11 protein-coding genes are annotated in these 12,790 nt (G+C 68.2%); 5 read left to right on the top strand and 6 right to left on the bottom strand.

The window, feature by feature from the left end:
- Nucleotides 1-26: 26 nt before the first annotated feature.
- The 4 genes from VA603_RS03095 to prmB form a co-directional block, all read right to left on the bottom strand.
- A complete protein-coding gene (locus tag VA603_RS03095) occupies nucleotides 27-1,052 on the bottom strand; it encodes an aspartate-semialdehyde dehydrogenase (protein WP_323437897.1) in 1,026 nt (341 codons plus the stop codon).
- An 81-nt stretch (nucleotides 1,053-1,133) separates the two neighbouring features.
- Nucleotides 1,134-2,168, bottom strand: coding sequence for a 2-hydroxyacid dehydrogenase (locus tag VA603_RS03090; protein WP_323437896.1), 1,035 nt, complete (start codon nucleotides 2,166-2,168; stop codon nucleotides 1,134-1,136).
- The gene (aroC, locus tag VA603_RS03085) at nucleotides 2,161-3,267 is read right to left on the bottom strand and encodes a chorismate synthase (protein ID WP_192287250.1); all 1,107 of its coding nucleotides are present in this window, start codon (nucleotides 3,265-3,267) and stop codon (nucleotides 2,161-2,163) included. The genes VA603_RS03090 and aroC overlap by 8 nt, the downstream gene beginning before the upstream one ends.
- Nucleotides 3,268-3,343: 76 nt before the next feature.
- Nucleotides 3,344-4,273: a 50S ribosomal protein L3 N(5)-glutamine methyltransferase gene (gene prmB, locus VA603_RS03080; protein ID WP_132864370.1), complete on the bottom strand. Its 930-nt coding sequence runs from the start codon at nucleotides 4,271-4,273 to the stop codon at nucleotides 3,344-3,346.
- Between the two features lie 213 nt (nucleotides 4,274-4,486).
- Between prmB and VA603_RS03075 the strand changes: the two genes are divergently transcribed.
- Both VA603_RS03075 and asd read left to right on the top strand, forming a co-directional pair.
- Complete coding sequence (locus VA603_RS03075; protein ID WP_323437895.1) at nucleotides 4,487-5,134, top strand: SCO family protein; 648 nt, start codon at nucleotides 4,487-4,489, stop codon at nucleotides 5,132-5,134.
- Nucleotides 5,131-5,973 (top strand): archaetidylserine decarboxylase, encoded by an 843-nt coding sequence (gene asd, locus VA603_RS03070; protein WP_323437894.1) that lies wholly within the window; start codon nucleotides 5,131-5,133, stop codon nucleotides 5,971-5,973. The genes VA603_RS03075 and asd overlap by 4 nt, the downstream gene beginning before the upstream one ends.
- 75 nt (nucleotides 5,974-6,048) lie before the next feature.
- Here the strand turns inward: asd and VA603_RS03065 are convergent, their stop codons facing one another.
- On the bottom strand, nucleotides 6,049-7,635 hold the full coding sequence (locus tag VA603_RS03065) for a transglycosylase SLT domain-containing protein (protein WP_313254758.1): 1,587 nt from the start codon (nucleotides 7,633-7,635) through the stop codon (nucleotides 6,049-6,051).
- Nucleotides 7,636-7,757: 122 nt separating this feature from the next.
- Between VA603_RS03065 and VA603_RS03060 the strand changes: the two genes are divergently transcribed.
- Together VA603_RS03060 and VA603_RS03055 are read left to right on the top strand one after the other, a co-directional pair.
- Nucleotides 7,758-9,263, top strand: a complete 1,506-nt coding sequence (locus VA603_RS03060; protein ID WP_323438073.1) for a helicase HerA-like domain-containing protein — start codon at nucleotides 7,758-7,760, stop codon at nucleotides 9,261-9,263.
- Nucleotides 9,264-9,336: 73 nt separating this feature from the next.
- Nucleotides 9,337-10,605 carry a DUF4013 domain-containing protein gene (locus tag VA603_RS03055; protein WP_323437893.1) on the top strand — a complete coding sequence of 423 codons (1,269 nt, stop codon included), beginning with the start codon at nucleotides 9,337-9,339 and terminating at the stop codon, nucleotides 10,603-10,605.
- 72 nt (nucleotides 10,606-10,677) lie between these two features.
- On the opposite strand, the gene VA603_RS03050 is transcribed toward VA603_RS03055, so the two are convergent.
- Complete coding sequence (locus VA603_RS03050) at nucleotides 10,678-12,132, bottom strand: rhomboid family intramembrane serine protease (RefSeq protein WP_323437892.1); 1,455 nt, start codon at nucleotides 12,130-12,132, stop codon at nucleotides 10,678-10,680.
- A 106-nt stretch (nucleotides 12,133-12,238) separates the two neighbouring features.
- On the opposite strand from VA603_RS03050, the gene greB reads away from it, so the two are divergent.
- Nucleotides 12,239-12,742, top strand: coding sequence for a transcription elongation factor GreB (greB, locus tag VA603_RS03045; RefSeq protein ID WP_132864377.1), 504 nt, complete (start codon nucleotides 12,239-12,241; stop codon nucleotides 12,740-12,742).
- Nucleotides 12,743-12,790 lie beyond the last annotated feature (48 nt).

Below are 12,790 nucleotides of genomic sequence, written 5' to 3'. Positions count from 1 at the left end.
CCTCGGGCCGGCGCTTTGGGAGGGGCTCAGCCGCCGTTGGCGACCAGCTCGGCCACCTGCACCGCGTTGAGCGCGGCGCCCTTGCGGATGTTGTCGGCCACAACCCACATGTTCAGGCCACGCGGGTGCGAGAGATCTTCGCGGATACGCCCGACGTAGACCGGGTCGGTGCCGGAGGCATGGGTGACCGGGGTCGGGTAGCCGCCGGCCTTGCGCTCGTCGACGACCTTCACGCCCGGGGCGCTGGCCAGCAGCGCGCGGGCCTGCTCGGTGCTGATCTTCTTCTTGGTCTCGATGTTGACCGCCTCGGAGTGGCCATAGAACACCGGCACGCGGACGGCGGTCGGGTTCACCTGGATGCTGTCGTCGCCGAGGATCTTGCGGGTCTCCCAGACCAGCTTCATTTCCTCCTTGGTGAAGCCGTTGTCCAGGAACTCGTCGATGTGCGGGATCAGGTTGAAGGCGATCTGCACCGGGAACTTGGTCGGCTCGATCTCCTGGAAGCCCAGCAACTGCGCGGTCTGCTTGCCCAGTTCCTCCATGCCGGTCTGGCCGGCACCGGAGACGGACTGGTAGGTGGCCACGTTGATGCGCTCGATGCCGTATTCGCGATGGATCGGCGCCAGCACCGGCATCAGCTGCATGGTCGAGCAGTTCGGGTTGGCGATGATGCCGCGCGGGCGGTTCTTCGCCGCTTCCGGGTTCACCTCGGAGACCACCAGCGGCACGTCGTCGTCGTAGCGGAACGAGGACGAGTTGTCGATGACGACCGCGCCGGCGGCGGCGAACTTCGGCGCATATTCCTTTGAAATGCCGCCACCTGCCGAGAACAGCGCGATCTCCACGCCGGCCGGGTCAAACGTGGCCAGGTCCTGGATGGTGATCTTCTGGCCTTCGAAATCGACCTGCTGGCCGGCCGAACGCTCGGAGGCGAGCAGGCTCAGCGTGCTGATCGGGAAATTGCGCTCGGCCAGGATCGACAACATGGTCTGGCCGACGGCGCCGGTGGCGCCAACAACGGCTACGTGGAAACGACGGGCTTCATTGCTCATGGGGTGCACTCGAAAAAAGGATGGGGGGACACACGTCGAGCCAGGTTCGGGGAACCTCCGGCAGACAGCCTCGGAGGCTCCCTATCGTTTTTTGGTGTCGATGATGCGGGCGTTTCCGCCGGCCAGCAGCTCACCATTGATGGCATTGGCCGGCTGTCCGGCCGCCGGGCCAAGACCCAGCCCGGCCAGCAGGTTGTCCACGGCCACCTGCACCATCGCCCGGCGCGTGGCCAGCGAGGCACTGCCGATATGCGGCGTCAGCACGATGTTGCGCAGCGCCAGCAACTCCGGGCGCACGTTGGGTTCGTTCTCGTAGACGTCCAGGCCGGCCGAGGCGAGCCGGCCGCTGGCCAGCGCGTTGGCCAGCGCCAGCTCATCGACGATGCCACCACGGGCGATGTTCACCAGCGTGGCGCTGGGCTTCATCTTCGCCAGTGCGGCAGCATCGATCAGGTGGTGGTTCTGCGCGGTGTACGGCAGCACCAGCACCAGGTGATCGGCCTGCGCCAGCAGCTCGTCGAAACCGACGTAGCTCGCCCCGACCGCCTGTTCCACGTCCTGCGGCAACCGCGAACGGTTGTGGTACAGCACCTTCATGCCGAAGCCATGATGGCCGCGGCGGGCGATGGCCTGGCCGATGCGGCCCATGCCCAGGATGCCCAGCGTGCTGCCATGCAGGTCGGCGCCGAGCATGGTGGTGAACGACCATTGCCCCCAGTTGCCCTCGCGCAGCCAGCGGTCCGACTCGACGATGCGCCGGGCCGCCGCCATCAGCAGCGAGAAGCCCAGGTCGGCGGTGGTTTCGGTGAGCACGTCCGGCGTGTTAGTGGCGATGATGCCCGCCGCACTCAACGCCGCGATGTCCAGGTTGTTGTAGCCGACACCGACGTTGGCGACGACCTTCAGGTCCGGCGCGTTGGCGATCTCGGCCGCACCGACGCGCTCGTTGAGCGTGATCAGCGCGCCGTCCATGCCGGCCAGGCGGGCACGGATCGACGCACTGTCATGCGCGGTGACCTCCGGCGTGGCGACCACCTCGCAGTACGCGGCCAACTGCGCGACGGTGTCGTCGAACAGCGGCTGCGATACCCAGACGCGGGGCCGTGGTTCAGCCATCGATGCTGCCCGGGATGCGCGGGCTCATCTGGCCGACATCACCGCATTGCGCGCGGTGGCGCAATGCCTGGTCAACCAGCACCAGCGCCAGCATCGCCTCGGCGATGGGGGTGGCGCGGATGCCGACGCAGGGGTCGTGGCGGCCGGTGGTGATCACATCGACCGCATTGCCGGCCGTGTCCACCGTGGCGCCGGGCAGACGCAGGCTGGAGGTGGGCTTGAGCACCATCGAGGCGACGACCTGCTGCCCGGTGGAAATGCCCCCGAGGATGCCGCCGGCATGGTTGGACTGGAAGCCCTCCGGGCTGATCAGGTCACGGTGTTCGGTGCCCTTCTGCGCGGCACTGGCAAAGCCGTCGCCGATCTCCACGCCCTTGACCGCGTTGATGCTCATCAACGCGGCGGCGATGTCACCGTCGAGCTTGCCGTAGATCGGTTCGCCCCAGCCCGGCGGCACGCCGTCGGCGACCACGTTCACGCGCGCACCGACCGAATCACCGGACTTGCGCAGCGCATCCATGTACGCCTCCAGCGCCGGCACCTGGGCGGCGTCAGGCCAGAAGAAGGGGTTTTCCTCGACCACGCTCCAGTCGAAACCGACCGGGGTGATCTCGCCCAGCTGCGACAGGTAGCCACGCACGGTCACCCCGTGGCGCTGCTGCAGCCATTTCTTGGCGATGACGCCGGCGGCCACGCGCATGGTGGTCTCGCGCGCGGAGGAACGGCCGCCACCGCGTGGGTCGCGGATCCCGTACTTCTGCCAGTAGCTGTAATCGGCATGGCCCGGACGGAACTGCTGGGCGATGTTGCTGTAGTCCTTGCTGCGCTGGTCGGTGTTGCGGATCAGCAGCGCGATCGGCGTGCCGGTGGTGCGGCCTTCGTAGACGCCGGACAGGATCTCGACCTCGTCGGCCTCGCGGCGCGCGGAGGTATGGCGGCTCTTGCCGGTGGCGCGGCGCTGCAGGTCGTGGGTGAACTCCTCCGGCGCGATCTCCAGCCCCGGGGGACAACCGTCGATCACGCAGCCAATGGCCGGCCCATGCGATTCGCCGAAGGTGGTGACACGAAAGAGTTGTCCGAAGGTATTCACGTTGCCGATTCTGTCCTGCGCTTGTGCCGTCAATCCCGCACCGGGGAAAACACGGCGAAGGCCCGGGCCCTCGCCGCCTGCGCCCTTACGGGCGCTGTGCCGCCAGTTCGGCGATCCGCGCATGGTGGGCGCGCAGCTCGGCCGCCTCCACCGCGAAGATGCCCATCTGGCCGACCTTGAACTCGATCCAGGAGAAATACACTTCCGGCAGCAGCTTGATCAGGTGCTGCTCGGAGTCGCCCACCTCGCAGATCAGCAGGCCTTCCTCGGTGAGATGGTCCGGCGCATCGCGCAGGATCTTCAGCACCAGGTCCAGGCCATCGTCGCCGGCGCGCAGGGCCAGGTCCGGCTCGTGCGAGTACTCCTGCGGCAACGCATCGGTCTCGTCGTTGGTGACGTACGGCGGGTTGGTGACGATCAGCTCGTATACCCGGCCCTGCAGGCCGTTGAACAGGTCGCTCTTGACCAGTTCGACGTTGTGCGCGAGCAGGCGCTCCTTGTTCTCGAACGCCAGCGACAGCGCGGCGTCGTTGACGTCGCTGCCGTCGACCTGCCAGTTCGGGTAGTAGTGGCCCATGGCGATGGCGATGCAGCCCGAGCCGGTGCACAGGTCCAGCGCGCGGGTGACATCACGGCCGGCCAGCCACGGCTCGAAGCCGTTGAGGATCAGCTCGGCGATCGGCGAGCGCGGCACCAGCGCACGCGCGTCGCTCTTGAAGCTCAGGCCCGCGAACCAGGCCTCGCCGGTCAGGTAGGCCGCCGGCTGGCGCTCGTTGATGCGGCGCTCGAACAGCGCCAGTACGCGCTCGCGCTCGTCCGGCAGCAGCCGCGCCGCGCCGTAGGCCGGGCCGAGGTCCGGTGGCAGGTGCAGGCTGTGCAGCACCAGCTGGGTCGCCTCGTCCAGGGCGTTGTCATAGCTGTGGCCGAAGGTCAGGCCTGCGGCATTGAAACGGCTGGCGCCGTAGCGGATCAGATCGATGATCGTATGGAGTTCGGCAGCCGCCTGGGCAGTCATGGCAATACGGAAATACTTGAAAGGTCTGCGATTATAGGCGCGTGCCCGGTATATTGAGTGCCCAGTTGCAGCCGAAACTTCGGCAATGGCCGCCAGCACCCGCCCGGCGGGGCCTTCCCGGCCCATGGGAACAGGCCTGCAATCCCCTACACTCCCGTGTCCCGCCCGTGGCCCACTCCCGCAGTGGCCACCTCCGAACGGAAGCAACGGCCCATGTTCAACCGCAATATCGGCATCATCCTCGCCATCGCCCTGGCGGCCGGCCTCGGCCTGGTACTGGCACAGAAGGTGTTCGGCCCGTCCAGCAAGGGCACCAACGGCACCAGCTCGATCATCTTCTACGGCACCCCGCGCACCCTGCCGGAATTCGACCTGGCCCAGTCCGACGGCACCCGGTTGATCCCCGGCGAACTGCATGGGCACTGGAGCCTGGTGTTCCTGGGCTTCACCGCCTGCCCGGATGTCTGTCCCACCACCCTGGCCGAGCTGGCCCAGGCCCAGAAGCAGTGGCAGGCCATTCCCGACAGCCTGCGCCCGCGCGTGGTGCTGGTGTCTGTAGACCCGGAACGCGACACCCCGTCCAAGCTGGGCGAATACGCCCATGCCTTCCACAAGGACACCCTGGCCGCGACCGCGGACATCCCGTCGCTGGAGCGTTTCGCCACCGCGCTGGGCATGGTGTTCCAGAAGGTGCCGGGCAAGCATTTCGAGCAAAACCCCAGCGACTACAGCATGGACCACTCCTCCAGCATCGCGGTGCTGGACCCGAAGGGCCGCCTGGCCGGCCTGATCCGCCCCCCGTTCAACCCGCAGGCCATTGCCAGCGACCTGACTAAGCTCACCGAGAACACCGCCCCATGAGTCTGGTAACAACGCTCACCTACGTCCTGCCCCATCGCCTGCTGTCCTCGATGGCGCGCTCGCTGGCCTATTCGCAGAACCCGCGGATCTCGCGCTGGCTGATCGACACGGTGACCGAAAAATTCAACGTCAACCTGGCCGAGGCGGCCAACCCGGACCCACGCAGCTACCCCAGCTTCAATGCGTTCTTCACCCGCGCCCTGAAGCCGGGCGCACGTGCGGCCGCCGCCGACCCGCGCACCCTGACCATGCCGGCCGATGGCCGCATCAGCCAGCTGGGCCCGATCCAGGACGGCCGCATCTTCCAAGCCAAGGGGCAGTCGTTCACCGCCGCCGAGCTGCTCGGCGATGCCGCCGACGCCGTCCCGTTCAACAACGGCCTGTTCGCCACCGTGTACCTATCCCCGCGTGATTACCACCGCGTGCACATGCCCTGGACCGGCACGCTGCGCGAAACCGTGCACGTGCCGGGCCGTCTGTTCAGCGTCGGCACCGACGCGGTGGCCCACGTGCCGCGCCTGTTCGCCCGCAACGAGCGCCTGGTCTGCCATTTCGACACCGATTTCGGCCCGATGGTGCAGGTGATGGTCGGTGCGCTGCTGGTCAGCGGCGTGGAGACGGTATGGAGCGGCGAGGAGATCCCCGCCTACGGCGACCGCATCACCCGCAAGGACTGGCGCGGCAAGGGCATCACCCTGGAACGCTTCGCCGAGATGGCGCGTTTCAACTATGGCTCCACGGTGATCGTGCTGCTGCCGCCGGGCGTGGCCGACTTCGAGCCGTCGTTGAGGGCCGAAAGCCCGGTGCAGCTGGGCCAGGCGCTGGCGACGTTGAAGTAGGCCAGGCGGAGCCTCCCCCTCCCCGACCCAAAAAAAGGGCGCCCTGCGGCGCCCTTGTTCATTGCAGGAACCGGCTCAGCGGTCGCAGCCTTCCAGCTTCAGCCGCTGCCCCGGCTTGATCGCATAGGCCGGCGCGCGCAGGCCATTGGCGCGTGCCAGGGCCGGCACCTCGCACTGGAAGCGGCTGGCGATGCGGCCCAGCGTGTCCCCCCGCGCCACCGTGTAGCTGCGTGCCTGGCGGCGTGCCGGAGTGGCCGGACGCGGTGCGGGGGCGGGCGTGGCGACCGGCGGCGGCACCTGCCCGCCCTGCATGGCCTGCACATCGCCCACCGCCACGCTGCCGGTGAAACTGGTCGCGGTCGGGCGCTTGATCGCCGCATTGACGTCGGCGGTGATCAGGGTGCGCGCCAGATCCGCGCGCGGGCCGCTCACGCAGTAGCGGTTGTACAGGCCGGCAATGCGGGTGGTCGCGTTGATCGTGGTGCCGGCCGGGATCCAGCCATCAGCCTCGTAGCGCGGGTTGAGGTTGCGCAGCGCACGCATGTAGCCATCGCGCGTGCCGGTGCTGCCCAGGCAGATGGTCAGCTCATAGATGGTGGTCGAACGGGCCAGCCGGATCGTCGCCGGCTGGCCGTTGATCTTCGGGAACTCCACGCCGTACTGCTGCGGGTGCAGGAAGATCCAGGCCGCAGCGATCACCATCGGCACGTAGTCCTTGGTTTCGCCCGGAAACTGGTTGTACGCCGAGTCCGTCCAGAAGCTCTGCCCGCCCATGTCGCGGTAGATGCGGGCCGCCCGGCCCTCGCCGCCGTTGTAGGCGGCCAACGCGTATTCGATGTTCCGGTTGAGTCCGCGCATGCGCTCGTTCATGTAGGCCGCGCTGGCCTCGGCGGCGCTGCGCGGGTCAAAGCGCGTGTCAAAGCCGGTGCCATCCGGGCCCAACCCGAAGCGGCGGCCGGTGGCCGGCATGAACTGCATCAGGCCGGCGGCGCCCACCCGCGAGGACGCATGCACACGGCCATTGGACTCCTTGGCCATGATGCCGAACAGCAACGCCTCCGGCAGACCGCCCTTCTCCCACTCCGGCCACATCACGCCGCGCAGGTTCATGTAGTTCTCGTAGCTGGTCAGCAGCGCCGGGCGCATGTCGGTCAACCAGCGGCGGATACCGGCCTGGATCGCCGGGTTGTACTCGACCATGTCGTCGAAGGCATGGCGGTGGTCGTTGAGCAGGGCCGCGGCACGGGCCGCTTCCGGGACATCGGCCCGCAGCGGCGCGACATGATCCGGATCCGCCTCGACCGGCATGCCGGCGTCGTCCTCCTCGTCGGCCGCCGCACCGTCCACCTTCTGCTTGAGCAGGCGCTTGTAGGTGGTCAGCAGGCCACTGACCGTGCAGCCCTTCTGCGCGATGCAGGCGGTGATCACGTCCTCCATGTCCTCCAGCGCCGCATCCGACTCGGCGGTGCCCTTGGGATCGGCGTTGTTCACCAGCACCAGCGCGTCGCTGTAGCGCTTCTCCGCCGCCGCCATGCGGGCCTCGATGGCCTCCACCCTGGCCTTGTCGCGGGCCGACAGCGCATGCGCCGCCGGCACCACCGTCAACAATGAAGCCGCAACCAGCAGCGACCAGGGACGAAGAGAGAACAGGGATACGGACATCAGCAACACTGCGCGCGAAAGGTCAGGCAGGGTAGCCGCCGGACTTGCCCGGGGGCAACAATGACACCGTCCCGATACAGTCGGCCGTTAGAATCCCCCTTCATTCATCTATGAGTGCTTCCATGGACCCGATCCTGCTCGGCAAAGGCGTCACCGACGACATCGCCGTCACCCTGCTCCCGCGTTTTGGCAACCGCCATGGCCTGATCGCAGGGGCGACCGGCACCGGCAAGACGGTGACCCTGATGACCCTGGCCGAGGGCTTCTCGCGCCTGGGCGTGCCGGTGTTCATGGCCGATGTGAAGGGCGACGTGGCCGGCCTGGCCGTCCCCGGGGAGGGCGGCGAGAAGCTGGCCCAGCGCGCCGCCGAGATCGGCGTGGACGGCTACGCCCCGGCGGCCAGCCCGGTGGTGTTCTGGGACCTGTACGGCCAGCAGGGCCACCCGGTCCGCACCACCGTCAGCGAGATGGGCCCCACCCTGCTGGCGCGCATCCTGGAGCTCAACGACACCCAGTCCGGGGTGCTGGACATCGTGTTCAAGCTGGCCGACGACCGCGGCCTGCTGCTGCTCGACCTGGACGACCTGCGTGCCCTGCTCAACCTGGTGGCCGAGGAGCGCAAGGACATCTCCACCGAGTACGGGCTGGTCAGCGCGCAGTCGGTGGCCGCCATCCAGCGCTCGCTGCTGCGGCTGTCGCAGGACGGCGGTGAAGCCATCTTCGGCGAGCCGGCGCTGGAACTGGCCGACATCATGCGCGTGAACCATGACGGCCGCGGGGTGGTCGGCATCCTCGCCGCCGCCCAGCTCATCCTCAAGCCGCGCCTGTACTCGACTTTCCTGCTGTGGCTGCTGTCCGAGCTGTTCGAGCAGCTGCCGGAAGTGGGCGACCTGGACAAGCCCAAACTGGTGTTCATCTTCGACGAGGCGCACCTGCTGTTCGACGACGCGCCGCCGGCGCTGGTGCAGCGCATCGAGCAGGTGGTGCGACTGATCCGCTCCAAGGGCGTGGGCGTGTACTTCTGCTCGCAGTTCCCGGATGACGTGCCGGCCAACATCCTCGGCCAGCTCGGCAACCGCGTGCAGCACGCCCTGCGCGCCTTCACCCCGCGCGACCAGAAAGCGGTCAAGACCGCGGCCGAGACCTTCGTCCCCAACCCCAAGCTCGACGTGGTCGCCACGCTGTCGCAGCTGGGCACCGGCGAAGCCCTGGTCTCCACGCTGCAGGACAAGGGCGTGCCCTCGCCGGTGCAGAAGACCCTGATCGCCCCACCCCGCTGCCGGATGGGCGCGATCACCGAGCCTGAGCGCGCCCAGGTGCGCGCCGGCAGCCCGGTCGGCACCCGCTACGACACGGCGGTCAACCGCGAGTCGGCGGCCGAGCTGCTGGCCAAACGTGCCGAGAAGGCGACCGAGCAGGCGCAGGCACCGAAGGCCCGCACGCGCCAGCAGGACGAGGAACAGGAAGGCGGTTTCGGCCAGAGCATCAAGGACGCCATCTTCGGCACCAAGCGCCGCCAAGGCATGATCGAGACGATGGCCAAGCAGACCACCCGCACCGTCGGCACCAAGCTCGGCAACCAGATCGTGCGCGGCATCCTCGGCAGCATCTTCGGCGGCAAGCGTTGAGTAACGCCGGGTGCCGGCCGTTGCCGGCCCCCGGCCCTGGCCCCCAGAATGTGCGCAGCACCACGGGGGATTCATGGAAGATCGTTCGCATCGCAATTTGTCACGCAGCACGCCCGAGCCGTTCTGGCAGCGGCTGCCGTCCATCACGTTCTACCCGGTGCGCGGCGCGGCGCTGTATGCACTGATCGCGCTGACCCTGTGCACCCTGCTCGGCCTGCTGCCGGGCATCGGCTGGATCCTGGCCATCGTGGTCTGGGTCGGCGTCTACCGTTACGCCTTCGAGATCCTGCGCGAGACCGCCAACGGGCGCCTGGCCGCGCCGGAGAACACGCTGTACTCCAGCGACGGCACCGTGATCCGCCTGCTGGCGATGATGATCCTGATGGGCATCTTCGTGGTCGTGGTGGCAGCCTTCCTGGGCCCCATCATCGGGTTGGCCGCACTGGCCGCGGTGGTGTTCCTGCAACCGGGCTGCGTGATCTCGCTGGCCATGGACGGCAGCCTGCGCGCCGCCCTGAACCCGGCCACGCCGATCACCTTGGCCGTGCGTATCGGCTGGCCCTACCTGGCGGTGTTCCTGCTGCTGTTCGTGATCCAGGCCAGCGCACTGACCGCCGGCAAGTGGCTGCATGCCGTCATGCCCCCGATCATCGGCGACCTGGTGCTGACCTTCTTCAGCATCTGGGGGTTGTTCGCCACCTTCCACCTGCTGGGCTACATGGTCTACCAGTACCACGATGTGCTCGGTTTCGAGCCGGAAGGCGCGCCGCAGCCCCTCTCCCGCAATGCCCCTGACCAGGCGCTGCTGGACGAGGCCGAGCACTTCGTCCGCGACGGCCACCCCGAAGCCGCCATGGATGCACTGCGCGCGGCCGCCCGCAGCCGCGCGGTCGGCTTGCCGGTCCATGAGCTCTACCATCGCCTGCTGCGCCGCAAGGGAGTCTCCGACGCCCTGCGCGAGCACGGCCGCCAGTACATCACCCGCCTGCTGGCCGAAAAGGAGGAGCGCCAGGCGATGCAGGTGCTGCGCGAGCTGCTCGAAACCGATCCGGACTTCGCCCCGGCCGATCCGGAGCAGGCCACCAGCCTGGCCGAGCGCGCCCGCCTGAGCGGCCAACTGCAGCTGCAGCTCGATGCCCAACTGGCCATGCTCAAGGCGTGGCCGCGCGCGCCGCTGGCACCGCAATGGGCGGTGCAGGCCGCACTGCTGCTGGCCGAACGCTACAGCCGCGATGACGAAGCGCGCGCCCTGCTGGAAGACGCGCTGGGCCGCTGCGAAGACCCCGAACAGCGCCGCAAGCTCGAAGCCGCACAACGGGCATTGAGCCCGCACCTGGCGTGAACCGATTCGGCCCCTGACAGGGGCGGGGAGTTCATCCCCGCCTATGGTCTGGCGACCGGGTCACGACGGGCCTCAGTTGTTCTCGAGCAGGAACCGCGCCTTCCCCGCCTGCTCCGAACCGGGGTAACGCCGCGCGATGCCATCGAGCAGGCGGCGCTGCTCCTCCGGCGCGTCCAGCTCACCGTGGCGCAGGGCCAGGCGCAACCACAACTGGGCCTGTTCGCCCTCCGGCAGCCCGGAGGCCTTCAGCAACAGGGCCTCGGCTTCCGCCAACCAGGCCTGCTTGAAGCAACGCGCCAGCACTGCCCGCAACGTCGACGCGGGCGGCATCACCGGCGAGGCCTGCAGCTTTTTGACCAGGTCATGCTGCGCGGCGCGCTCGGCGGGGTCCGTCGCCTCCAGCATCATCGCCTCGCCCAGCCGCGCCAGTGCGGCCGCACCGCGGCCATCGTTGTCGGCGACACGCAAGCGCGCCAACGCCACGTCCAGCCGGTGCGGCTGCTCGGCGGCCAGCGCGGCAAGCAGCCGTTCGGCGGCGGCATTCTCCATCCGCCCCATGTGCAGCAGCGCCTGCTCCCAGCGCGTGTCGGGGGCTGCCGGGGCCTCGTCCTCACGCATGAAGGATTCGCGGGTCTGGTGGGTGAGCACCAGCACGCCGCCCAGTAACGCGCCACAGACCAGGCCACCGGCATGCGCGTCGAAACCGATGCCCGCCCCCTGGTTGGTGAAAAGGTTGAACACCTCCCAGCCCAGCCAGACCGGCAGCAGCCAGATCGCCGGCGCGCGCACGTAATTGAAGAGGATCCCGAACCAGTAGAAGAACCGCACCGGGCGCAGCCCCCACACCACGCAGAATGCCCCCATCACCGCGGCGATCGCGCCCGAGGCCCCCAGCCCGCCGCCGGCCTCGCCCCAACGCCACAGCACGCTCACCGCACTGGAACCCAGCGCGCCCAGCAGGTAGACGGCCAGGAAGCGCCAGCTGCCGATCGCCCCTTCCAGCAGCAAGCCCAAGGCCACCAGCAACACCATGTTGCCGAACAGGTGCAGCGCGTCACCATGCAGGAAGGCCGAGGAGAACATCCGCGGCAGCGACCATTCCGAACTGCGCAGCAGATGGCGCAGGGTGAACACCTGGTCCAGCCGGGACTGGTATTGCTGGTGCAACGGTGCCCATTCGTTGCGCTCTTCTTCCGTCTCGAACAGTTCGCCGTGCTGCAGGGCCTGCTGGAATGCGACGTCAGTCTGCGTCGAGGCGGCCAGATAAACCGACTTGTCATGCGCGGGCAGCGCCTCGAACGCCTGCAACGCTTCGACCTGCCCGGTTTCGATCAGGTGCTTGCGGTAGGCCGGCACCTCGCGGGCGTCGAGGCCAGAGGCCAGGTACCAGGCCTGTGCAGCCTGGACCTTGTCCTCGTCCGGCACCTGCCAACCGAAGTAGATCAACACATTGACCAGCACCAGCAAGGCCGTCACGCAGGGAAACGTGGCCAGGCTCAGTGGCTTGTGCAACGGCAGGATCAACATCGACGGACATTCCCTTGTCTGGACGGCGCAGCTTCAGCGATCCGATAGCCCCGCGCAAGCGCCCGCGGCTACCATGGCGTCCTCCCGCAAAGCATGCATTCCCGCAATGAGCCGTTGGCGCCCACCTGCAGAAAAAAGCACCGCGCTGATCACGCCCCAAGGCCACGCGCGCCTGAAGGCCGAGCTGGACGAACTGTGGCGCCAGCGCCGCCCGGAGGTGGTCAAGGCGCTGGCTGCGGCGGCGGCCGAAGGTGACCGCTCGGAGAACGCCGAATACACCTACCGCAAGAAGCAGCTCGGTGAAATCGACCGGCGCGTGCGTTACCTGAGCAAGCGCCTGGAAGCCCTGCGCGTGGTGGACACCCGCCCCAGCGACCCGGAAGCGGTGTTCTTCGGCGCCACGGTCGAGTTGGAGAACGTCGATTCGGGCGACAGCCATGTCTACCGCATCGTCGGCCCCGACGAGACCGATGCGGCCACCGGCTGGATCAGCATCGATTCACCACTGGCCCGTGCCCTGCTGAAGAAGCGCATCGACGATGAGTTCAGTGTCGAGCTGCCCGGCGGCATCACCCGCTTCGTGCTGGTCGATGTCAGCTACGAGGGCTGACCCGGGCAAGACCCCCATCGCAGAAAGCGGCCAACACGCAACAACGTA

The organism is Stenotrophomonas capsici, assembly GCF_034961085.1.
GTDB classification, from domain to species: domain Bacteria; phylum Pseudomonadota; class Gammaproteobacteria; order Xanthomonadales; family Xanthomonadaceae; genus Stenotrophomonas; species Stenotrophomonas capsici.
This window is presented reverse-complemented; position numbering and strand designations above follow the sequence as displayed.

Excerpts from the sequence above, each read along its gene's own strand:
- VA603_RS03095 (WP_323437897.1), bottom strand. The coding sequence starts at position 1,052 with ATGAGCAATGAAGCCCGTCGTTTCCACGTAGCCGTTGTTGGCGCCACC.
- VA603_RS03090 (WP_323437896.1), bottom strand. The coding sequence starts at position 2,168 with ATGGCTGAACCACGGCCCCGCGTCTGGGTATCGCAGCCGCTGTTCGAC.
- prmB (WP_132864370.1), bottom strand. The coding sequence starts at position 4,273 with ATGACTGCCCAGGCGGCTGCCGAACTCCATACGATCATCGATCTGATC.
- VA603_RS03075 (WP_323437895.1), top strand. The coding sequence starts at position 4,487 with ATGTTCAACCGCAATATCGGCATCATCCTCGCCATCGCCCTGGCGGCC.
- asd (WP_323437894.1), top strand. The coding sequence starts at position 5,131 with ATGAGTCTGGTAACAACGCTCACCTACGTCCTGCCCCATCGCCTGCTG.
- VA603_RS03065 (WP_313254758.1), bottom strand. The coding sequence starts at position 7,635 with ATGTCCGTATCCCTGTTCTCTCTTCGTCCCTGGTCGCTGCTGGTTGCG.
- VA603_RS03060 (WP_323438073.1), top strand. The coding sequence starts at position 7,758 with ATGGACCCGATCCTGCTCGGCAAAGGCGTCACCGACGACATCGCCGTC.
- VA603_RS03055 (WP_323437893.1), top strand. The coding sequence starts at position 9,337 with ATGGAAGATCGTTCGCATCGCAATTTGTCACGCAGCACGCCCGAGCCG.
- VA603_RS03050 (WP_323437892.1), bottom strand. The coding sequence starts at position 12,132 with ATGTTGATCCTGCCGTTGCACAAGCCACTGAGCCTGGCCACGTTTCCC.
- greB (WP_132864377.1), top strand. The coding sequence starts at position 12,239 with ATGAGCCGTTGGCGCCCACCTGCAGAAAAAAGCACCGCGCTGATCACG.